The sequence below is a fragment of the Methylobacterium sp. 1973 genome (genome assembly GCF_040545035.1).
In the GTDB taxonomy this organism is placed as follows: domain Bacteria; phylum Pseudomonadota; class Alphaproteobacteria; order Rhizobiales; family Beijerinckiaceae; genus Methylobacterium; species Methylobacterium fujisawaense.
Genome location: NZ_JBEPLA010000013.1, coordinates 133041 through 154230, shown reverse-complemented (window position 1 = coordinate 154230; position 21190 = coordinate 133041). Strand labels below are relative to the sequence as shown.

Below are 21190 nucleotides of genomic sequence, written 5' to 3'. Positions count from 1 at the left end.
ATCGCCGCCGTCAACGACGTCTTGCCGTGGTCAACGTGACCAATCGTGCCAATGTTGCAGTGCGGCTTGGTGCGGGAGAACTTTTCCTTGCCCATGATTCCCATTCCTGCGGCGGGGACCACACAAGGGCCCCGAATCCTGGTCAGCCGCCCCGAAGCTCGGACAGGGGCGAAAAACGCGGTCCGCTTAGAGGGTCGGCCGCCAGGGATCAAGCTCCGCGGCGCGCGGGCGCCCGACGACCGGCTCTGCTGTCAAGCCGCGGCCATGAGTCTTGAACGCCGAAACATCAATCACAGGCAGTATCCACGCCGCTTTCGCGCCACAGTGTGGCTTCGCGGGCATAGCGGGATCCGTGCGGCCGAGCTTAAGTGGGGACAACAACGCATCACCTCGGACCCCCCGCCATGATGAAGAAGTTCCTCCTCGCCACCGCCGCGACGGCGCTGGTCACGACGGCCGCTTCGGCCGCCGACCTGCCCCGCCGGGCCGCGCCGCCGCCGGTCTTCACGCCGGTGCCGGTCTTCACCTGGACGGGCTTCTACGCCGGTCTCGAGTCCGCCTACACCTTCACGGATCGTGAGCGCATTACCACGGTCGGCGTCCAGCCGGGCAACGCCACCAATGTGGCCCTCGGCCGCCGTCCGTTCCTGACCTCGACCACGCAGGACGGCTTCGCCAACATCGGCGGCACCGCCGGCTACAACTACCAGTTCACGCCGGGCTCCGGCATCGTCGTCGGTCTCGCCAACAGCATCGACTGGACCGACATCACCAAGAACCGCGTCGTCCTCGGCACCGGTAACGTCGCCGGCGGCCCGCCGAACATCAGCCAGTTCCGCCAGAGCCTCGACTGGCTCGGCACCCTCACGGGCCGCGTCGGCTACGCCTTCGACCGCGTCCTGGTCTACGGGATGGGCGGCCTCGCCTACGGCAACGTGTTCCACGACGCCAACTTCTACACCCCGGGCGGCCGCCTGCAGTTCGCCGGCCGCTACGACGACTTCAAGGTCGGCTACGCCTACGGCGGCGGCATCGAGTTCGCCCTGCCCACCGACAGCTTCCTGAACACCTTCGCGCTCGGCCGCTACATCGGCATCAAGTACGACGCCATCACGGTGAAGGCCGAGTACCTGCACTACGACCTCGGCAGCCAGAACGTGCTCGTCGGCGCGGTCCCGGGTGTCGGCAACGGCGCGTACATCTCGCGCTTCCGCACCGAGGGCAGCATCGTTCGCGCCGGCTTCAACTACAAGTTCGGCGGCCTCTGAGACCGACGGCGCCGGGGCTTCCCCGGCCGAGACCAACATGGGCGGGTGCCGATATCGGCACCCGCCCTTTTTCGTTGCTCCGGCGTGATCGGTGCATCAGCCGCCGCGACCCGGCCGTCGCACCCGGCGTGGGACGAAGATGTCCCGTCAGCAGGCGCGCAGATGCGCGACGAGTTGCGACGCGGCGTCGCCCGGGGAGCCGGTGTTGAGGATCGTCAGATCCGCGACGACGTCGCCCTCCCGGGCGAGACGCGCGGCGAGGTCGCCGTCCTGCGGCCGGCCCCGGGCGGCGATACGCTGCGCCAGGATCTCGGGCGGCGCGGTGACTTCGACGACGCTCACCCGCGGGCAGGTCCTCCGCGCCTCCGCGACGATGCGGCGCGAGACGTTGCAGATCACCACCTGACCGTCGGCGGCGCGCCTTCCAGCCTCCGCCGGGAGGGCGTAGCCGAGGCCATGGGCGCGCCAGCTCAAGGTGAAGCGGCCGGCCGTGCAGCCATCCGCGAACGCAGCCTCGTCGATCTCGTCGTTGTCCTCGTCCGCCGAGGGTGGCCGGGTCACGAGACGCCGCGGGAAGACGTAGCGCGGATCGTCCGCCAGGGCCGCCCGGGCCAGCCGGATCAGCGTGTCCTTGCCGGCGCCGCTCGGGCCGACCACGAGGACGAGGCAGCCCGGCATCAGGCGACCCGCCGGCCGGCGCGCCAGACCTCGCGGACGACCGGCACGCCCTCGGCCCGCTGCACGCGCACGAGATCGGCCCGCAGCCCGGGCGCCAGGGCGCCCCGGTCGGTGAGCCCGGTGGCGCGGGCGGGATTCGCCGTGACGGTGGCCAGCGCCTCGGGCAGCGTGATCGACGGTGCCTGCTCGGGCAGCAGGAAGGCCGCCATCAAGAGGCTCGCCGGCACGTAGTCCGACGAGAGGATGTCGAGGTGCCCGGCCTCGGCCAGCGCCAGGGCGGCGACGTTGCCGGAATGCGAGCCGCCGCGGATCAGGTTCGGCGCGCCCATCATCACGGTGATGCCCTGGCGGTGCGCGGCCTCGGCCGCCTCCAGGGTGGTGGGAAACTCGGCCAGCCGCACGCCTTCGCCGACCGCGAGGTCGACATCCGCCAGGGTGGTGTCGTCGTGGCTCGCCAGCGGGATCCCCATCTCGCGGGCGAACTGGACCAGGGCCGGCCGGTTCTTCGCATTCAGCGACCGACCGTCGCGGATCTTGCGCTCGGTGTTGGCGCGGATCTCCTCCATGGGACGGCCGCCGCGCGTGGCGTAGGTGTAGTACTTCTCCATGTCGCGGAACTGCCGCTGGCCGGGGGTGTGGTCCATGAGCGAGATCAGCCCCACCGGGTAGCGGGCCGTGAAGGTTGCCACCGTGTCGAGCACATCCGTGGAGGGCAATTCGCAGCGCAGATGCGTGAAGTGCTCGGCCCGGAATAGGTCGCCGGCCCGCGCGGCGGCGATGGCGCCGGCGAGCTGCTCCAGCTCGGAGCCGAGGCCGCTGCCGTCCGGGTCGCTGCCGGCGCGGAGCGAATCGAACACCGTGGTGATGCCCGAGGCGGTGATCTGCGCGTCGTAGGCGAGCACCGCGCCGAGCGGATGCCAGCGGACCTTGGGGCGCGGCGCGTAGTGGCTCTCCAGATGGTCGGTGTGCAGCTCGATCAGCCCGGGGATCAGGTAATCGCCGCCGCAATCGAGGCCGCGCGCGGGCGCCCGGCCCTCGCCGATCTCGATGATCGCCCCGTCGGAGACGGCGAGCCAGCCGCGCTGCACCCGGTCGGGCAGGACCAGGGTCGCGTTCTCGAGGATGAAGTCGTCCATCGTGAATTCCTCAGGCTGCCGGGGCTTGCGGCGCGAAGCGGGTGACATCGACCACCCGGGTCGCCACAGCGTCGCGCATCTCGCTGTCGTGGAAGATGCCGAGCACGCCGGCGCCGGCCTTCAGCTTCTCGCGCACGAGGTCGGCCACCACGGCGCGGTTCTGCGCGTCCAGGGAGGCGGTCGGCTCGTCGAGGAGCAGGAGCGGCCGGTCGGCGATCAGGCCCCGGGCGATATTGACCCGCTGCTGCTCGCCTCCCGAGAAGGTCGCGGGCGGCAGGCCCCAGAGCCGCTCGGGCAGGTTGAGCCGGGCGAGGAGGTCCTTGGCCCGGGCGCGGGCGGCCTCTTCGGACAACCCGCCCTCGCGGCCGGCGGCCTCGACCACGTCGAGGGCCGGGACCCGCGGGATCACCCGCAGGAACTGCGACACGTAGGCGATGACCCGCGCCCGCAGCGCCCAGACCACTCGCGGATCGGCCCGGACGACGTCCACCACCGCCTCGCCGTCGCGGACCCGGATGGCGCCGGCATCGCAGCGGTAATTGCCGTAGGCCATCTTCAGGAGCGAGGACTTGCCCGCCCCCGAGGGGCCGCCGAGCACCACGCACTCGCCGGGCTCGACCACGAGGCTCACGCCGCCCACCACCGGCAGGACGATCCCGCCGCGCAGGTGCAGGGTGAAGCTCTTGGCGACGTCCTGGAAGGTCAGAAGCGCAGTCATGCGGCGAGCACCGAGGCGACGAGGAGCTGGGTGTAGGCGTGCTCGGGATCGTCGAGCACCCGGTCGGTAAGGCCGGTCTCGATCACCCGGCCGGCCCGCATCACGGCGATCCGGTGCGAGAGCAGCCGCGCCACCGCGAGGTCGTGGGTCACGATGATCACCGCGAGGCCGAGTTCGGCCGAGAGGCGCCGGATCAGGTCGAGGAGCCGGGCCTGGACCGAGACGTCGAGGCCGGAGGTCGGCTCGTCCATCAGCACGAGGCGCGGCCCGGTGACGAGGTTGCGGGCGATCTGGAGGCGCTGGCGCATGCCGCCGGAGAACTGGCTGGGCGGGTCGTCCACCCGGCCGGCCTCGATCTCGACCCGGCCGAGCCAGTCCAGCGCCTGGCCGCGGATCCGGCCGTAATGGCGCTCGCCCATGCCCATCAGCCGCTCGCCGACATTGCCGCCGGCCGAGACCGCCATGCGCAGGCCCTGGCGGGCGTCCTGCCGGACGAAGCCCCAGTCGGTGCGCATCAGCCGGCGCAGCGCGGCGGGTCCGAGATCGGCGAGGCTGCGGGTCTGCCCATCGCGCATCCGGTAGCGGACCTCACCCGAATCGGGCGCCAGCTCGCCGGCGAGCAGCGACAGGAGCGTCGACTTGCCCGAGCCGGACTCGCCCACGATGGCCAGCACCTCGCCCTCCGTGATGTCGAGGTCGATGCCCGCGCAGGCGAGCCGGTTGCCGTAGGCCTTGGTCAGGCCGTGGGCGGAGAGGAGCGGCGCGCTCATCGGGCCGCCTCCGCGACACGGGTCTCGCAGATGTCGGTGTCGGAGCAGATGAACATCCGGCCTCCGGAATCGTCGGTGACCACCTCGTCGAGGTAGTGGCCGCGGGCGCCGCACAGGGCGCAGGGCTGCGTGAATTCCTGCACGCGGAACGGGTGATCCTCGAAATCGAGGCTGCGCACCCGCGTGTAGGGGGGCACCGCGTAGATCCGCCGCTCGCGGCCCGCGCCGAAGAGCTGGAGCGCCGGGCAGTCGTCCATCTTGGGATTGTCGAATTTCGGCGTCGGCGACGGGTCCATCACGTAGCGGCCGGCGACCTCCACCGGGTACGCGTAGGTGGTGGCGATGTGCCCGTGGCGGCTGATGTCCTCGTAGAGCTTGACGTGCATGGCGCCGTACTCGGCCAGCGCGTGGAGCTGGCGCGTCTCGGTCTCGCGGGGCTCGAGAAAGCGCAGGGGCTCGGGGATCGGCACCTGATAGACCAGAATCTGCCCCTCGGTGAGCGGCGTCTCGGGGATGCGGTGGCGGGTCTGGATCACCGTCGCCTCCGTCGTGCGGGTGGTGGTGGCCACCCCGGAGGTCTTGGCGAAGAAGCGGCGGATCGAGACCGCGTTGGTGGTGTCGTCGGCCCCCTGGTCGATGACCTTGAGCACGTCCGATTGCCCGAGGATCGCCGCCGTGACCTGCACGCCGCCGGTGCCCCAGCCGTAGGGCATCGGCATCTCGCGGGAGGCGAAGGGCACCTGGTAGCCCGGCACCGCGATGGCCTTGAGGATGGCGCGGCGGATCATCCGCTTCGTGCCCTCGTCGAGATAGGCGAAGTTGTAGCCGGAGCCGCGCGTGCTTCCTGCCGCGTCGAGGACGGACGCGACGAGCCCCCTGTCCCGTTCGGGAGAGGGAACCTGCGCGTCATCCGGCGCGCGGCCCGGAAGCTCCCGGGAAGCGGAGCCACCAAGGAAGGGGGACATCCCTGTCGCGCTCATTCGGCGGCCTCCTGCATCTCGACGGTCTCGGTCTTGCGCTCGAACTCGGCGCGCAGGCGTCGGACCAGCTCCAGCTCGGCCTGGAAGTCGACGTAGTGGGGGAGCTTCAGGTGCTCGACGAAGCCGGTCGCCTGGAGACTGTCGCAATGGGCCAGCACGAATTCCTGGTCCTGGGCGGGGCTCGCCACCGGCTCGCCGAGCTCCTCCGCGCGCAGCGCCCGGTCCACCAGGGCCATCGCCATGGCCTTGCGCTCGCTCTGCCCGAAGCTCAGCCCGTAGCCGCGGGTGAACTGGGGCGCGGCCGCGCCCGAGCCCTTGAACTGGTTGACCATCTGGCACTCGGTGAGCCGCACCCGGCCGAGCGGGACCGCGAAGCCCAGCTCCTCGGGCACGAACTCCACCGCCACCGCGCCGACCCGGATCTCGCCGACGAACGGGTGGGTGCGGCCGTAGCCGCGCTGCGTCGAGTAGGCGAGGCCGAGCACGAAGCCCTCGTCGCCCCGGGCGAGCGCCTGGAGGCGCAGAGCCCGGTCGGCGGGGTAATCCACGGGCTCGCGGGTGAGGTCGCCCACGGGGGCGCCGTCGTCCGGCGGCGAGGCCTCGATCAGCCCGTCCTGGGCCAGCAGGTCGGTGACCCGCGGGCAGGTTCCGGCATCGGCGCGCGGCTCGGCCTCGGCGGCGGGCTCGGAGGCGGTATCCGCCGCGAGCGCGAAGTCGACGAGCCGGTGGGTGTAGTCGAAGGTCGGCCCGAGCACCTGCCCGCCGGGCAGGTCCTTGAAGGTCGCGGAGACCCGGCGCTCGACCGCCATGGTGCCGGTGTCGACCGGCGCGGAGGCGCCGAAGCGGGGCAGCGTGGTCCGGTAGGCGCGGACCAGGAACACCGCCTCGACCACATCGCCGCGCGCCTGCTTGAGCGCCAGGGCCGCGAGGTCCGGATCGTAGAGCGAGCCCTCGGTCATCACCCGGTCGACGAGCAGCGCCATCTGCTCGCGGATCTGCGCCACGGAGAGTTCCGGAACGGCGGGGTCGCCCCGGCGGGCCTCGGCGAGGAGCCGATGGGCGTTGTCGATGGCGGCCTCGCCGCCCTTCACGGCCACGTACATGGGTCAGGCCTCCGTGACCGTCGTGGAGCGCGGCAGACCGGCCACGCGGCCGGGCGCGGTGAGGATCAGGTCGACGCCCAGCGGAAAGTCGGCGCGGTTCTCGGCGAGCTGCGCCGCGAAGCCGTCCGGCAGAGGTCCCGGCGCGACCCGGACCGTGCCCCGGACGCCCGGGCCGGAGAGGCTCAGCCCCTGCCCGTCCGTGATCGTGTCGAGGGCGAGTACCAGGGTGGTGGAGGTGTCGGGGTAGGCCGGCGTGCCGAGGGCGAACCGGCCCAGCGGCGGGCAGCGTCGAGACTCGCGAACCAGCGCGAAGGCGGCCCGGGCCGGATCGTCGGTGAGCGGCGCGCCGGTGTGAAAGCGCAGGTAAGCCGCGACGTCCGCGGCTTCGGCGAGGGCCGGATCCAGCCAGACCGGCGTGTCGGCGTCGGTGAGCGCCAGTGCGACGGCGGCCAGTTCCGGCGTGAGCGGCGCGGGCGGCGCGAGGAACGGGGCGAGCGGCCGGACGAGCCCGGGGCGGGCGAGGGCGTCCATCACGGCGCGGAAGGTGCCCTGCGCGTCGTGGACCGGATCGGCGAAGCCGGGGGCGAGCATGCTCAATCGTCTCCGCGGGCGAGGGTCAGGAAGTCGACCCGGGTGGCCGCCGTGCGCCGGGCCGCCTGCTGCCGGTCCGCCGCGAGCCGCCGGGCGGCGGGCGCCAGGGCGGCCTCGACCCGGGCGCGCCGGTCCGGGTCCTGCCAGAGGGCGTCGAGGATCGCGGCGAGCCGCGCCTTCGTGCGGTCGCGGCCGAGATGGTAGGCGAAGCCGGCCGGACCGTTCGCGAGGCGGATGGCGGCCCGGGTCACGCTGACCTCGCCGAGGTTGAACGGGCGCCCGTCGCCGCCGATCCGGCCTGAGGCCATCACGAGCCCCGTCTCCGGCGGCCGGAGATCCGCGGCGGCCGGGGTGTCGAGGACCGACAGGGCCGCCTCCAGGTCCGTGCGGCTCGCCTCGGCACAGAGCGCCATCACGGCCTGGCGCGCCCCGATCTCCCCCTCGGATGCCGGATGTCTCGGGCTCGTCGTCATCGCGAATCCCTCCGTCGCTCAGTTGTATAGGTGTATAGACAACTGGCGTGCGCCGCACAAATGAAGTTTGGATGACAGGATGGATGCGCAGGAGCAGGCACCCGGCCTCGTCCGGGGCGAGGGTCTGACGGCGTGGCGACAGATCGCCGACGCGCTGACGGCCGAGATCGCGGCGGGGCGCTATCCGCCGGGACAGCAGCTGCCCGCCGAGGCCGCCCTGGCGGCGCGCTTCGCCGTGAACCGGCACACCGTGCGACGTGCCCTCGCGGCGCTCGCCGAGGGCGGGCTCGTGCGCGCCAGCCAGGGCCGGGGCACCTTCGTGGAGGAGGCACCCCTCGCCTACCCGATCGGGCCGCGCACGCGGTTCTCCGAGATCGTCGCCGGGGCCGGACGCGAGGCCTGGGGCGACCTCGTCGCCTCGACCACGGTCCCGGCCGGGCCCGAGCAGGCGGCAGCCCTGGCCCTCGCCCCCGGCGCGCCGATCCTGGAGCTGCTGACGGTCCACCGGGCGGACGACGCCCCGCTCTCGACGGCGCTGACCTGGCTGCCGCTGCCGCGCTTCGCAGGCTTCGCCGAGGCCTATGCCGAGCGCGGCTCGATCACCCGGGCCTTCGCGGCCTGCGGCCTGCACGATTACACCCGGCTCTCGACGCGCATCCGCGCCCGGCCGGCCGATTCCGCGGAGGCGCAGCGCCTCGACATCGCCCCGGGGCGGGTCGTTCTGGTGGTGTCGAGCGTCAACATCGATCCCGCCGGCGTTCCGATCCAGGCGAACCGCACCCTGTTCGCCGCCGACCGGGTGGAGCTGGTGATCGGCGGGTGATCGGCGGTTTATCGGGCCGGCGACTCAGCGCGCCGCCGGCCCGATGATCGCCCGGCGCAGGCGGGTCGAGACCCAGTCGATCGCCGCCACGGTGACGAGAATCATCAGCACCAGGAAGGCGACCTGCTGCAGCTCCAGAACGCGGATCAGCTCGGTGAGGTACTGACCGATGCCCCCGGCGCCGACGATGCCGATGATCGTCGCCGACCGGGTGTTCGACTCGAAGAAGTACAGGACCTGGCTCGCCAGCACCGGCAGGACCCCGGGGATCAGCCCGAAGCGGATGCGGTGCAGGCGCGAGCCGCCCGAGGCGACGACGCCCTCGCCGGCACGCTTGTCGCAGGTCTCGATCGCCTCGGAGAACAGCTTTCCGAGCGCCCCGAAATCCGAGCACGCGATGGCGAGCGCCCCCGCGAAGGGGCCCAGGCCCACGACGTTGATCCAGATCAGCGCCCAGATCAGCACGTCCACCGAGCGCATCACGTCGAGGCCGCGGCGGACGGCGAACCGCGCGAAGGGGTTGGGCACGACGTTCCGGGCCGCCAGGAACGCCACCGGGAAGGCGAAGACCGCCGCCGTCAGCGTGCCCAGGAAGGCGATGCCCAGGGTCTCGCCCAGCGCGTGCAGGAAGGTCCAGAACTGGCCCTCCGGGGACGGCGGCAGCATCAGCACCGCGAAGGTACCGAGCCGCCCGAGCCCGTGGAGGATCCGCGCCATCGAGAAGTCGAGGCGCCAGTAGCCGAACGCCGCGAGCCCGATCAGGACGGCGAGCAGGGCGGCGAGCCGCGCCCGCCCCGGCCAGTCGGTGCGGAACTGCGCGGGGTAGCGCGCGCGCAGGCGGGCGAGGTCGGCCCGGGCCGCCGCCCGCAGGGCCTCGGGACGCGGGCTCATCGGGCCTGCTCCGCGCCGATCAGGCGGTGACGGACCCGCTCGGTGGCGAGGTCGATGCAGAACACGGTCAGGATGATCAGCACGAGGATCGCGCTCACGTCCGCGTAGTAGAAATTTCGGATCGCCACGAGGAATTCCTGGCCGATGCCGCCGGCGCCGACAAAGCCCATCACCCCGGCCCCGCGCACGTTGATCTCGAAGCGCAGCAGCGCGTAGGAGGCGAAGTTCGACAGCACCTGCGGCAGCACCGCGAAGCGTACCGTCTGGACCCAGGTGGCGCCCGAGGCCGACAGGCCCTCGACGGGCCGCATGTCGATGTTCTCGACCACCTCGGAGAACAGCTTGCCGAGCGCCCCCGTGGTGTGGATCGCGATGGCGAGCACGCCCACCATCGGGCCGAGCCCGAAGGCGATCACGAAGATCAGGGCGAACACCACCTCGGGGACGGTGCGGCACAATTCCAGGAGGCGCTTGGCGCCGACGCGCAGCAGGCGCGACCGCACGAGGTTGGCGGCGGCCACGAAGCTGAGGGCGAAGCCCGCGAGCCCCCCGAGCAGCGTCCCGAGATAGGCCATGAGCAGGGTCTCGCCCAGCAGGCCCAGCCATTTGGGCAGGCCCCAGTACCAGCTGCGGACGTCCTCGAGCGGATGCTCGAGGCTGATCGGCGGCAGGATCTGCTGGATGTAGGCGGTGAACTTGCCGATGTTCTCGGCGAAGACCAGCGGCCGCACCTCGGCGACCAAGCCGGCGACCAGGGCGAGCGCCGCCACAAGGGCGAAGCCCGCCAGCGTGCGGCGGCGCGCAGCGCCGGTCGCCGCCGCGTAGAGACCGGAGAGGGCGGCTTCCCGCTCCGGCGACAGGGGTGTCAGACCGCGCAAGGCGGGCGGGCCCGGATCAGGACTTCCGGCGCTGCTCGTCGTTGAACCGCAGCATGTCGATGATCGGCTGATAATCCTTGAGGGTCACCGGCGTCAGATCCTGATCCTTGCCGTCGGAGAGACGGTCGAAGGCGGCCTTGTCGGCCTTCGGCAGGGCCACGAAGGCGTCGCGGATCCTGGCCTTCAGGTCGTCCGGCAGGCTCGTCAGCATGGCGAAGGGCCCCTCCGGCAGGAAGTCGGACTTGAACACGACCCGGAAGTCCGATTGCTGCATCGGCGTGCCGTCGGGCTTCTTGAGCATGCCCTTGGCGGCCATGCGGGTGACCATCGTGTCGGTCTCGGAATTCCACAGGTTGGCGGCGGCGTCGGCCGTGCCCTGGGTGAGCGCCAGCACGGCGTTCTCGTGGCTGCCCGCGTAGAAGGTCTTGCCGAAGAACTTCTCCACGTCGTAGCCGGCCCGCTTCAGGAAGAAGCGCGGCGCCTGGTTGCCGGAGGTCGAGTTCGGATCGACCAGGGCGAGGTTCTTGCCCTTGAGATCCTCGACGGTCTTGTAGGGGCTGGAGGCCAGAACGTAGACCACCGAATAGTAGCCCGAGGCGCCGGTCTCGTGCTTTTGGTTGACGATCGGCTCGATCTTCACGCCGGTCATCACGGCCCGCGCGAAGGAGGCCGGTCCGTACCACGCGATCTGGATGTTGCCGGCCCGCTGGCCCTCGATGACGGCGGCGTAGTCGCTCGCCACCCGCAGCTTCACCGGCACGCCGAGCGTCTTGGTCAGGTAGGCGGTGAGCGGCGCCCAGCGGTCGGCGGTGCCCGAGGCGTTCTCGGCCGGGATCACGCCGAGCGTCAGCTCCGGATACTGGGCCTTCCAGTCCTGGGCGGCGGCCGGCAGGCCGAGGAGGGCGAGAGCCGCGGCGGCGCCGGCGAGAGTGCGTCGGGTGATCATCGTGTCGTCCTTCGTGACGGCGTAGGGCAGGAAGTTCGGCCGGCCGGAGGCCGGTCGGGCGTTTCCCGAATGGTTGTTGGGGCTTGGAGGGCCCGGATCAGGCGCCGAGGGCGGCCTCGCGGACCGGCCGCGCCGGCACGAGACCGGGCCGGCCGGGCATCGCGGCCCGCTGCTCCGCCTCGCGCTGCGCGGAATCGTCCAGCACCTCGCCGGCCTCCAGGCCGTAGAGCCGGCGCGCCACGTCCTCGGTGAGGTCGAACGGTCCGCCCTCGAACACGACCCGCCCGGCCGCGAGTCCCACGAGGCGGTCGCAATAGGCGCGCGCGAGGTCGAGGGAATGCAGGTTGCACAGCACCGTGATGCCGTAGCGCCGGTTCACCTCGGCCAGCGCGTCCATCACGAGCCGGGTGTTGCGCGGGTCGAGGGAGGCCACCGGCTCGTCGGCGAGCAGGATCTCGGGCTCCTGCACGAGGGCGCGGGCGATGGCCACGCGCTGCTGCTGGCCGCCCGACAGGCCGTCGGCGCGCTGGCCGGCGAACTCGCCCATGTCGAAGCTCTCCAGGGCGGCGAGCGCCATGGCCCGGTCTTCGGCGGACCATTGCCGCAGCAGGGAACGGTAGCTCGGCACGTGGCTGAGCCGGCCCATCAGCACGTTGGTCATCACGTCGAGGCGGCCGACGAGGTTGAACTGCTGGAAGATCATGGCGCAGCGGGTCCGCCATTCGCGCAGGTCGCGGCCCCGCAGGGTGGTGACCTCACGGCCGTCGTGGAGAATGCGCCCCGAACTCGGGTCCGCCAGCCGGTTGATGAGGCGCAGGAGCGTTGACTTGCCGGCGCCCGACCGGCCGATCACGCCGACGAAGCTGCCGGGCTCGATCCGGAGCGACACGCCGTCGACGGCGCGCCGGTCGCCGTACTGGCGCGTGAGATCCTCGATAACCAGCATGCCACCATCCGCCGGGGAATGGCCGCAGGTAAACGCCGATTTCACGACGATTGGATGACGAATACAGATCGGTTATGTTTGCCGGCACAATTATTACATTTTGATAGCCGGCTTAAACTTCATAGCGCTCGAGGAATGCTTCGATGGGCAGGCCGCGGAAATCCGGAAGCGCCCGGCGCAGCCGTTCGTGATCCCAGTCCCACCATGCCAGGCGCATCAGACGTTCTGCGACGGCCTCGGGGAAGCGGCGCCGGACCGGTTTGGCGGGATTGCCGACAACGATCGTGTAGGGTTCGACGTCGCGGGTGACGATGGCGCCCGCGCCGACCACGGCGCCGGTGCCGATGGTGCGGCCGGGCAGGACAACGACGCCGTGGCCGATCCAGACATCGTGGCCGATCGCCACCGGGCTCGCCCGGCGCCGGTCGAAGAAGGCGGGCTCGTCGGACTCCTCCGGCCAGTAGGCGCGTGCCCGGTAGGTGAAATGCGCCTGCGACGCGCGCTCCATCGGGTGGTTGCCGGGATTGATCCGCACGCTGGCGGCGATCGAGCAGAACTTGCCGATGGTCGTGTAGATCACCTCGCAATCCTGACCGATGTAGGAATAATCGTCGAGGATCGTCTCGGTGAGGCGGGTTCGCGCGCCGACCTCCGTGTAGTGGCCGAGGCGGCAATCCACGACCCGGGCGCTGGGATCGCGTGCGGGTTCGAGTCCGAGGGGACGGTCAACCACGAGGCTCTCCGAAGGGCAGGCGCGCCAGGAGCCGGAACGGGCCGGACCCGTCCTGGGTCAGGAGGCACACGGCGTCGATCACAAGGGGCTCCGGCCCCGCGGCGGCGTAGGCCTCGGACAGGCGCCGGTGCCAGGCTTCGCGCTCCGCCTCCGGCAGGGCGTCGGTCAGGGTCATGTGGAAGCGGAAGGCCTCGAACACGTACGGGTAGCCCCAGCGCGCCAGCAGCGCCCGCCCGCGCGGGTCGAGGCGCTCCGGGCGGCGCTTGACGCGCTCGGCCTCGGTGAGCGGCGCACGGAACGGGTCGAGGGCGGCGACGCACTCGGCGGCGAAGAGCCCCAGCTCCGGCGGGGGAGCTTCCGGCACGAGGGCGAGGAACGGCCCGAGGGCGGCGACCCGGAGCGGGCCCACCGCCACCGGCAGGTGCGCGGCCGCGAGGTCACGGGTGGCGGCGACGAGATCCGCCTCCGTGGTGCCCGCCGCGAGGCGCAGCGGCGCCTTGAGGGTGGCGTGGAACCCGTAGATCCGGGCCCCCGCCGTGACGGCGGCGAGGTCGCTCAAGCCCTCCGGGTGCGGGACCGACGCCCCCGAGACGGGGTCGGTGCCGAGGACGGACCGGCCGAAGACCTCCAGCCGGGAACCCGGGGCGGGCAGGCAGTAGAGAGCGTAGCGGCGCGACACCTTTCGGCCTCCGATCGTCGGCCGCCGTCAGGCCGTCGGCGCGTAGGGACGCGCCTCGGCGGCCCGCCGGGGGCGCACGTCCATGGCGTTGCCCCGCCACACGATGGCGCTCTGCATCCAGGCGCCGAGCCAGATCGCCGGGATCAGGGCGTCGCGCACCAGGAAGGCCGCCAGCAGGCGGGGCGAACGGTGCCAGCCCGCGCGGATCGCGAGCCGGTGTTCGGCGGCATAGCACAGGCCGGCGAGGCCGGCAGCGCCGACGAGGCCCGTGAAGCTGCCGGCCCAGAGGGCGATGAGAAGCGCCGGCAACAGGACACCGCTGCCGATCTCGGGAGCGAAGAACAGCGGGAAGGTCACGCGGCGCAGGCGCGCCCAGCGCAGCTGCCGCGCCCAGACCTCCTGGAAGCCGCGCGGCCCGAGCGGCTGCTCGAACGGGCTCGCCACGAGGTGGACCCGCTTGCCGGCGGCCCGGACGAGCTTGGTGGCGGCCGCGTCCTCGGCGATCTCGGCCGCGAGCGCCTGCAGACCGCCCTGCGCCTCAAGAAAGGGCTTGTGCCACAGCATGCTCTTGCCCTGCGCGAAGCCCAGCCCGAACGCCTCGGCGGCGTATTGCCAGCGAGCCTGCAGGGTGTTCAGGAAGGCGCATTCCACCTCGGCCATGAAGCTGCCCGGGCGCGCCCCGGCGGGGGTCGAGCAGACGAGGCCGGTATCGTCCCGCCACGCCGCCTGGAGCCGCTGGAGGTAGTCCGGCGGCATGGCCACGTTGGAATCGGCGAGCACCACCCAGTCGTGGGCGGCGGCCTGCCAGCCCCGCAGGCAATTGTTGAGCTTCGGGTTCTCGCAGAGGCGCTCGTCGCCGAGGATCAGGCGGGCGGGCACGCGCGGATGGGCCGCGATCAGCCGCCGGACCATCGGCACGATCGGGTCCCCGGGGTCGGCCACGCAGAAGATCAGCTCGTAGGACGGGTAGTCGAGGCGGAAGCTCCGGGTGAGCATCTCCTCGCTGTAAGCCTCGATCCCGTGAAGCGGACGGACCAGGGAGACGGGCGCGCCGTCCGGAAACCGCGACGGCCCGTGGCTCCGGCCTAGGCGCCGGCCCGCGACGCCGATGCTGACGATCTGGACGAGGGCCAGAAGCGCGCCGAGGGACAGGGCCGGCACCGTGGCGTCAAGCATGCGGATCCCTCGATCGATGAAGCGAGCGGTCCGGTCCGCTAGCGGCCGGACCGCGTCAGGCGTGTGACAGAGGCGACGTCGTCCGGCGTGTTCAGAACCGGAGGGTGAAGGTGCCCTTCACGGCCTGATCCTGTGCGCGGGCGCCGGTCTGGCCGGTATAGGCCACGCCCAGGGTCGCGTTCGGCGCCACCGCCAGATCGAGCCCGACCTGCGCCACCAGCGCGTCCCGGTCGATCGGCACGCCCGCGCTCAGGAAGGCCGGGCCCGTGCCGAACCGCAGCAGGGCCGTCGGCACCACGTCGCCGAACGCCCGCCGGTAGCCGACCAGACCCCGCAGCGTCACCGGAAGACCCAGCCCCAGCTCCAGGCCCGTCTGCGCCCGCACCCCCACGGTCGCCGCGCCCAGATCGTAGTCCCGCGCGACGCTCGCCAGCGCCGCCGCGCCCCCGGTCTCCGCGAAGGCGTCCCGCCGGATGCCGACATACGCCCCGCCGACGAACGGCTCGACGTAGGAGGCCGCCGGCGGCACCGGCACCGCGACGCCGTCCCTCGACACCAGAGCCGCCGGAGCCGGCTGGCCGAGCGCGATCCTCCAGCCGATCTCGCCGAAGCCCTGCACCGTATAGCCGCCGCCATGGCCGCTCAGCGTGTCCGACAGCCCGTACAGCACCGCCCGCCGGGTGCGCGTGTCGGTCTCGGCGTAGAGCGCTCCCAGCCGCACCGACAACGGCCCGACCTCATAGCCGCCATACAGGCCGCCGAAGCCGCTCTTGAGCGTGGCGCTCTCCGCCCGGCTCGTGCCGCCCGTCCGGCCGGCGCTGTCGAGATACGCCTCCGTGTAGCCGCCGACCACGCCGACGCGCAGCCCGTTCGACACGCGGACATCCGCGCCCGCCGCGAAGCCGGCGATCTGCCGGTCGAGGTTGAACGCGTTGCCGCCGCCGTCGGCCGTGCCGAAGGCGCCGAAGCCCTGGCCCCAGAGCCCGAACACCTGCGGGTCGAGCGTCCGCACCGGCACGCCCGCCACCACCGGCTGGCGCCCCGGCAGGTCGGCCGCGTAGGCGGCCGGCAGGGTGCCGTAATCGAGCCCGGTGCCGGGGCTGCCCCAGCGCAGGCGGTCGAGCACCGCCTCGCGCACGAAGAACGCGGTCTCGTAGGCGGTGGACACGGTGCCGGCATGGATGTCGCCGGCCAGCGCCCGGAAGGCGTTGCCGGCCTCGGCCGTGGTGAAGGCGACCGCCGCGTCGAAGAGCCGGCCCGGGCCGGCCGCCTGGACGGCGTTGGCCGCCGCCATGCCGTTGCGGCTGGTGGCTGACGCGGCGAACGGCACGTCGTTGCGGGTGAGGGTCAGGTCGACCGCGTCGGTCCGGTAGCGCAGGCCCGGGCTGAGGAAGGCGAGGTTCGCGGTCACGCCGGCGAACTGGCCCGAGACGCCGCCGGCGGCGGAGAGGATCGTGTAGGTGGTGCGCGGGTTGTAGGCGCCCGAGGCGGCCAGCACCTGGACGGTGCCGCCCGACAGGGTGGCGCTGCCGGTGGCGGCGATGCGGTCGGCCTGGCCGGCGGCGTTGGCCTCGACCCGGTAGGTCGAGCCGGCCGCGAAGGCGGCATTGCCGGCGACGGTGAGCGTGCCGATGGAATTGCCCGGCGCCACCGTGCCCCCCGAGAGCGCGCCGATCCCGCCCACCGTGCCGGAGCCGCCGAGCAGGCCGCCGGCGCCCACGAAGACAGTCCCCGCGATGGTGCCGTTGGCGTAGAGCGCGCCGCCCTGTCCGATGCCGACATCGATGCCGAGGCGGTCGGTGGCGTCCATGCGCAGGGTGCCGGTGACGTTCCCGAAATACCCGGCGGCCGCATAGAGGTCGAGGCGGCTCCAGTAGCTGAGGGGGCTGCCGTAGAAGGCGGCCAGCGCGTTGGTCTCGGTGTTGACCAGGATCTGGTTGATCGTGCTGGTGGCGAGCTGGCCGTAGAGGCCGCCGGTGGGCGCGAGGGTCCGCGCGGCGGCGGTCGATCCGCCGTAGAGCGGCGCGAGCAGGATCGAGGCGTCCGGCCCGCCGGCGGGAGCGGCCTCGCGGGGCGCCTGGGCGAAGCTGAGGGTCGGCAGGCCGTAGGTGAGGCGTTGCTGGTAGGCAGCCTGGTTGCCGGCCGACGGAACGTAGGGATTCCCGGCCGCGTTGGCGGCGCTGCCCGCGCAGGCGGCGACGGTGTTGCCGCACTGGGCGGCGAGGTAGGCCTGCAGCTGGCTCTGGGCCGCCACGAACTGGGCGGGCAGGTTGATCGCCGTGCCAGTCACCGCGGCGTTGTTGATATAGGCCGGGTTGGTGAAGGCCTGGGCGAGGTCGTAGGTGGCGAGCGCCCGTCCGCCGATGATGTCCAGGGGGTAGTGCACGCCCAGGACGATGCGGCTGTTGGCGTAGTCGGCCGCCCGGGCCAGCATGCTTTGGTACTGCTGCGGCACCAGCATCGCGAGCAGGATGCCGTCGGTGAACGCGTAGGTGGTGTGCCCGCTCGGAAAGGACGGGTTCGTGGCGATGCCGTTGAGCGCGGTCGGGTCGAAGGTGTTGAACCGGGCCGGCGCCGCCTGGACGGGCCGCGAGGAACCGTAGACATCCTGGCCGGCTTGCGTGTTGGTCACGCCGTAGGCGAGGTCGTAGACGCTGTTGGTCGTGTTCGGCAGCCCGTTGGCGATGGGCAGGCTGTAGCCCGCCGGCGCCACGGCCGGCACCGCCACGTAGTTGGCCGGGGTCACGCTCGGATTGTTGGCCGCGCCGTTGGCATAGTAGTTCTTGGCGACGCCCAGGTTGTTGCCTGTGAAACCGTAGGCACCGGCCAGCAGATTGACCACGCTGCCCAGGGGTCCGCTCGCGCCCTGCTCGACCCCGCGCTGGTAGATCGGGCCGAGCTGGGCACCCAGGCCGCCGACGAGCTGCTGCGGAACGATGCCGTTGATCGGCGTCTGGGCCGGCAGGCCGCCCGCGAGATTTGCAGCCACGCCGTATGTCCCGAGCCCGGCCGAGGACAGGTCGTTGCGCGCCGAGCCCAGCAGGTTCTTGTCGCTGATCGCGAGCTGCTGCTGGGCGAGCCCCGCGGCGGTGTTGATCGCGATCGACTGCGCCAGGTTGAGCTGCAGCGTCTGCTGACCGGTCGCCGTCGTATTGAGCGTCAGGTACGGCGCCAGCAGATTGAGGACGTTGACGTCCGAAGCGGTCGTGTTGGCCGTCTGTGCCTGCGCGCCCGGTCCGAAGGCAGCGACCGCCAAGGCCACGATCGAGACGCCATATCGAAATGTCATGCCAACCCCCAAAGCGCGCGGCGATTCAGCCTGCGAGCCGGAGATTTAGCGAACTCTACGCGCTCGCCTTCGTCATAATCCAGTCACAAATCTAAAAACTTACATTTGTATCCTGCCAGCAACAGGATCAAAACTTTGCCGGCACAAATCACATCATGACTCATCTTCGTCTTGACCCTGCAGCGCGTGCCGTCATGACCTGAGCATCAGGGCGATGGCCGTCCGTCATCGCAACGGGCCCTGCACAGACCGCCCATCCTCGGCGGCCCGAACACTGGGACGGCCCGGACACTGGGGACGGGACGAAATCCCGCAAATCGCTTCGGCCGGATGCCGTTGCGCGAGGCTGGACGCGGGATCGACGTCACCCGACCGTCACGGGCACATTTTAATCCCGGCTCACCATCACGAATGATTCCGCGCGAGGGTTCATGTCCGATTCCGCCGTGGCGCCGTCGGGCGCGGTCGCAGGCCGGCAGGTAGGGGGCCCGCGCCTCGACCACGGACTGCATCTCGGCGGGGTGATCGCCTTCCTCCTCGTGCTGGTGGCGGGCCTCGGCTACGCGGTGGTGAGCCTGATCGCGGACATGAACGCCGTCGGCGAGGCGCCCCTCGCCTACGGCGCCTTCGCGCTGCTCGGCCTCGCCCTGCTGATCGCCCTCGCCTTCGAGTTCGTGAACGGCTTCCACGACACCGCCAATGCGGTCGCCACGGTGATCTACACCCACTCGATGCCGCCGCTCGTCGCGGTGATCTGGTCGGGCATCTTCAACTTCCTCGGCGTGATGCTCTCCTCGGGCGCCGTGGCCTACGCCATCGTGACGCTGCTGCCGGTGGAACTGATCCTCAATGTCGGCTCGCATGCGGGCTACGCGATGATCTTCGCGCTGCTGCTGGCGGCGATCCTCTGGAACCTCGGAACCTGGGCGTTCGGGCTGCCCAATTCCTCGTCCCACGCGCTGATCGGCTCGGTGCTCGGCGTCGGCCTCGCCAATCAGCTGATGAACGGCGGCGACGGCACCGCGGGCGTCGACTGGAGCCAGGCCCTCAACGTCTTCAAGGCGCTGCTGTTTTCGCCGATCTGCGGCTTCGTGCTGGCGGCGCTGCTGCTGCTCGCCCTGAAATTCGCGGTGCGCCGCAAGGATCTCTACGCGGCGCCGAAGGGCGAAGCGCCGCCGCCCCTGTGGATCCGCGGCCTGCTGATCCTCACCTGCACGCTGGTCTCGTTCTTCCACGGTGGCAACGACGGGCAGAAGGGCATGGGCCTGATCATGCTGATCCTGATCGGCGCCGCCCCCACCGCCTACGCGCTCAACCGCACCATGGCGGACGACACGACGCCCGCCTTCGTGCAGGCTTCGACGGCGGCGGGCGCGGTGTTCTCCGCCCGGGCGCCCGGCGCGGAGGTGCCGGACGCCGCCGCCGCGCGCCGGACCGTGACGGAAGCGCTGAAGACGAAGGACCTGAACGCGCCGCCCGTCTACGCCGCGCTGGCGGCGCTCGCGAACGACATTGCCGCCAGCGTGAAGAATTACGGCGCGATCCGCACGGTGCCGGCCGCCCAGACCCAGAACCTGCGCAGCGACATGTACCTCGCCGCCGACGCGGTGCGCGTGCTGCCGGGCTCCGGGGCCGATCTCTCGGAGGCCGACAAGGCGACCCTCAAGCGCTACGCGGGCCTGCTCAACGACGGCACGCGCTACATCCCGGGCTGGGTCAAGGTCTGCGTCGCCCTCGCCCTCGGCCTCGGCACCATGGTCGGCTGGAAACGCATCGTCGTCACGGTGGGCGAGAAGATCGGCAAGACCCACCTGACCTACGCGCAGGGTGCCTCGGCGGAGATCGTCGCGGCCGGCACGATCGGGCTGGCCGAACTCTACGGCCTGCCGGTCTCGACCACCCACATCCTGTCATCCGGTGTCGCCGGGACGATGGCGGCCAACGGCTCGGGCCTGCAGATGGCCACCGTGCGCAACATGGCACTCGCCTGGATCCTGACCCTGCCGGCGGCGATCACCCTCGCGGCCGTGCTGTTCTACCTCCTGCGCCACATGTTCTGATCCGGCGTCTGGCCGGCTGGCCGGAGACCGGGCGTCATCCCATGGGGAGCAGCCCGGTCTCCGGCTTCCGTCGGCCCCCTCAGGAACCCGCCATCGCCCGCACGAAGGCCAGGCAGGTCCGGCGCGCGGCCGGATTCTCGATCGCCACGAACGCCGAGACGAGGTCGGCCGCCTGGGCGATGGCCGTATCGGGCCGGTCGGCATCCGGGAAGAAGCTCGCCACCGGCACGTCGAGAATCCCGGCGATGCGGTACAGCGCATCCTTCGAGGCCGCCCCGGGGGGAGGCTTGTGGGTCCGGGCGGGACCCGGGGACGAGGCGGGCACCATCACTCACCCCGCCTTGTGGCCGAGCTGGATCGCCCGGGCGATCTCGGAACGCCGAGCCGCATAGCCCGGGGCGACCATCGGGTAATCGGCCGGCAGGCCGTACTTGGCCCTGTAGCGCTCGGGCGTGAGGCCGTGGGCGGTCAGGTGGCGCTTCAGGGTCTGGTAGGCGCGGCCGTCGATGAAGCTGATCAGGCCCGCTTCCTGGATCGAGGCGTCGACCTGCTCCTGGCTCAGGCCGCCTGCCCCCGAACCCGACGGGTCGCGGCGGAGGACTGCGATCGCCGAATGCACTTGGTCGATGAGAGCCGGCAGGGCCCCAACGTCGATCGCGTTGCGCGAGACGTAGGCGGCGACGATGGCGCCGACCTTCTCCAACATGAACGTTGAACGGGCTGCGCTGAGGTTATCCATAGGAGACATCACCATTGAAAGGCCCGGCACCATGCGCCTGATCCACGACTGCCGGTCGGGGTGAACCGGGACCGCAGGCGTTGATCAGGGTGCCGGATGGAAGGCCGGAGAATCGCTACCTCAAGTTGATATCGCGCCAATTCTTGAGGTTGCAGATAATATACAATATGAGCGGGCCGGGGTTTGTCCGTGCGCGCGAGGTTTTTTGATCCTTCGCGCAGGGCTACCGATCCTCGAATTGGTTACCGCGGCATTCACTGTTTTCGGCCGCGAAGATCGGCATCCGAACTCATTTTCGGCGTCGGCGGCCGCC

The 21190-nt window shown here is 71.5% G+C and carries 22 protein-coding genes; 3 read left to right on the top strand and 19 right to left on the bottom strand.

The annotated features are described in order from the left end of the window. Positions 1-95, bottom strand: a 95-nt coding sequence (locus ABIC70_RS22640) for a GTP-binding protein (RefSeq protein WP_133250949.1), incomplete at its 3' end; no start/stop codon positions are given. Between the two features lie 309 nt (positions 96-404). Here ABIC70_RS22640 and ABIC70_RS22635 point away from each other — a divergent pair. Then, complete coding sequence (locus ABIC70_RS22635; RefSeq protein ID WP_043351243.1) at positions 405-1268, top strand: outer membrane protein; 864 nt, start codon at positions 405-407, stop codon at positions 1266-1268. 147 nt (positions 1269-1415) lie between these two features. Here the strand turns inward: ABIC70_RS22635 and phnN are convergent, their stop codons facing one another. The 8 genes from phnN to phnG are packed head-to-tail and all read right to left on the bottom strand — an operon-like array spanning position 1416 to position 7717. Beyond that, positions 1416-1946 (bottom strand): phosphonate metabolism protein/1,5-bisphosphokinase (PRPP-forming) PhnN, encoded by a 531-nt coding sequence (gene phnN, locus ABIC70_RS22630; protein WP_170867535.1) that lies wholly within the window; start codon positions 1944-1946, stop codon positions 1416-1418. After that, complete coding sequence (locus ABIC70_RS22625; RefSeq protein WP_043351241.1) at positions 1946-3082, bottom strand: alpha-D-ribose 1-methylphosphonate 5-triphosphate diphosphatase; 1137 nt, start codon at positions 3080-3082, stop codon at positions 1946-1948. Before ABIC70_RS22625 ends, phnN begins: the two co-directional genes overlap by 1 nt. Positions 3083-3092: 10 nt before the next feature. Then, positions 3093-3800: a phosphonate C-P lyase system protein PhnL gene (gene phnL / locus ABIC70_RS22620; RefSeq protein WP_354441227.1), complete on the bottom strand. Its 708-nt coding sequence runs from the start codon at positions 3798-3800 to the stop codon at positions 3093-3095. After that, positions 3797-4570 carry a phosphonate C-P lyase system protein PhnK gene (gene phnK, locus ABIC70_RS22615; protein ID WP_043759121.1) on the bottom strand — a complete coding sequence of 258 codons (774 nt, stop codon included), beginning with the start codon at positions 4568-4570 and terminating at the stop codon, positions 3797-3799. The genes phnL and phnK overlap by 4 nt, the downstream gene beginning before the upstream one ends. After that, complete coding sequence (locus ABIC70_RS22610) at positions 4567-5535, bottom strand: alpha-D-ribose 1-methylphosphonate 5-phosphate C-P-lyase PhnJ (protein ID WP_167337810.1); 969 nt, start codon at positions 5533-5535, stop codon at positions 4567-4569. Before ABIC70_RS22610 ends, phnK begins: the two co-directional genes overlap by 4 nt. An 11-nt stretch (positions 5536-5546) precedes the next feature. Beyond that, entirely contained in the window at positions 5547-6653 is a 1107-nt protein-coding gene (locus tag ABIC70_RS22605; RefSeq protein WP_043387925.1) for a carbon-phosphorus lyase complex subunit, read from the bottom strand. Positions 6654-6656: 3 nt separating this feature from the next. Beyond that, positions 6657-7244: a phosphonate C-P lyase system protein PhnH gene (phnH, locus tag ABIC70_RS22600; protein ID WP_274926746.1), complete on the bottom strand. Its 588-nt coding sequence runs from the start codon at positions 7242-7244 to the stop codon at positions 6657-6659. 2 nt (positions 7245-7246) lie between these two features. Beyond that, on the bottom strand, positions 7247-7717 hold the full coding sequence (gene phnG, locus ABIC70_RS22595; RefSeq protein WP_354441224.1) for a phosphonate C-P lyase system protein PhnG: 471 nt from the start codon (positions 7715-7717) through the stop codon (positions 7247-7249). 79 nt (positions 7718-7796) lie between these two features. Between phnG and phnF the strand changes: the two genes are divergently transcribed. Further along, the gene (gene phnF, locus ABIC70_RS22590; protein WP_043387929.1) at positions 7797-8540 is read left to right on the top strand and encodes a phosphonate metabolism transcriptional regulator PhnF; all 744 of its coding nucleotides are present in this window, start codon (positions 7797-7799) and stop codon (positions 8538-8540) included. 24 nt (positions 8541-8564) lie between these two features. Here the strand turns inward: phnF and phnE (ABIC70_RS22585) are convergent, their stop codons facing one another. From phnE (ABIC70_RS22585) to ABIC70_RS22550, 8 genes are all read right to left on the bottom strand, one after another. Continuing rightward, the gene (gene phnE / locus ABIC70_RS22585) at positions 8565-9431 is read right to left on the bottom strand and encodes a phosphonate ABC transporter, permease protein PhnE (RefSeq protein WP_075380846.1); all 867 of its coding nucleotides are present in this window, start codon (positions 9429-9431) and stop codon (positions 8565-8567) included. Continuing rightward, a complete protein-coding gene (phnE, locus tag ABIC70_RS22580; protein ID WP_043355022.1) occupies positions 9428-10309 on the bottom strand; it encodes a phosphonate ABC transporter, permease protein PhnE in 882 nt (293 codons plus the stop codon). The genes phnE (ABIC70_RS22585) and phnE (ABIC70_RS22580) overlap by 4 nt, the downstream gene beginning before the upstream one ends. Before the next feature lie 16 nt (positions 10310-10325). After that, positions 10326-11255 carry a phosphonate ABC transporter substrate-binding protein gene (gene phnD, locus ABIC70_RS22575; protein ID WP_182593172.1) on the bottom strand — a complete coding sequence of 310 codons (930 nt, stop codon included), beginning with the start codon at positions 11253-11255 and terminating at the stop codon, positions 10326-10328. A gap of 97 nt (positions 11256-11352) precedes the next feature. Then, positions 11353-12201, bottom strand: coding sequence for a phosphonate ABC transporter ATP-binding protein (gene phnC / locus ABIC70_RS22570; protein ID WP_043387936.1), 849 nt, complete (start codon positions 12199-12201; stop codon positions 11353-11355). A 112-nt stretch (positions 12202-12313) separates the two neighbouring features. Next, positions 12314-12934 (bottom strand): LbetaH domain-containing protein, encoded by a 621-nt coding sequence (locus ABIC70_RS22565; protein ID WP_043355958.1) that lies wholly within the window; start codon positions 12932-12934, stop codon positions 12314-12316. Further along, positions 12927-13613, bottom strand: coding sequence for a DUF1045 domain-containing protein (locus ABIC70_RS22560; protein WP_354441221.1), 687 nt, complete (start codon positions 13611-13613; stop codon positions 12927-12929). The genes ABIC70_RS22565 and ABIC70_RS22560 overlap by 8 nt, the downstream gene beginning before the upstream one ends. 27 nt (positions 13614-13640) lie before the next feature. Continuing rightward, positions 13641-14789: a glycosyltransferase gene (locus ABIC70_RS22555; protein ID WP_354441219.1), complete on the bottom strand. Its 1149-nt coding sequence runs from the start codon at positions 14787-14789 to the stop codon at positions 13641-13643. Between the two features lie 91 nt (positions 14790-14880). Continuing rightward, positions 14881-18078, bottom strand: a complete 3198-nt coding sequence (locus ABIC70_RS22550; RefSeq protein WP_354441217.1) for an autotransporter family protein — start codon at positions 18076-18078, stop codon at positions 14881-14883. A 431-nt stretch (positions 18079-18509) separates the two neighbouring features. Here ABIC70_RS22550 and ABIC70_RS22545 point away from each other — a divergent pair, with 431 nt between their 5' ends. Then, positions 18510-20138 carry an inorganic phosphate transporter gene (locus ABIC70_RS22545; RefSeq protein ID WP_354441215.1) on the top strand — a complete coding sequence of 543 codons (1629 nt, stop codon included), beginning with the start codon at positions 18510-18512 and terminating at the stop codon, positions 20136-20138. Positions 20139-20217: 79 nt separating this feature from the next. On the opposite strand, the gene ABIC70_RS22540 is transcribed toward ABIC70_RS22545, so the two are convergent. Together ABIC70_RS22540 and ABIC70_RS22535 are read right to left on the bottom strand one after the other, a co-directional pair. Further along, on the bottom strand, positions 20218-20466 hold the full coding sequence (locus ABIC70_RS22540) for a hypothetical protein (RefSeq protein WP_274927712.1): 249 nt from the start codon (positions 20464-20466) through the stop codon (positions 20218-20220). A 3-nt stretch (positions 20467-20469) separates the two neighbouring features. Beyond that, positions 20470-20844 carry a Ros/MucR family transcriptional regulator gene (locus ABIC70_RS22535; RefSeq protein WP_269466598.1) on the bottom strand — a complete coding sequence of 125 codons (375 nt, stop codon included), beginning with the start codon at positions 20842-20844 and terminating at the stop codon, positions 20470-20472. Between the last annotated feature and the right edge of the window lie 346 nt (positions 20845-21190).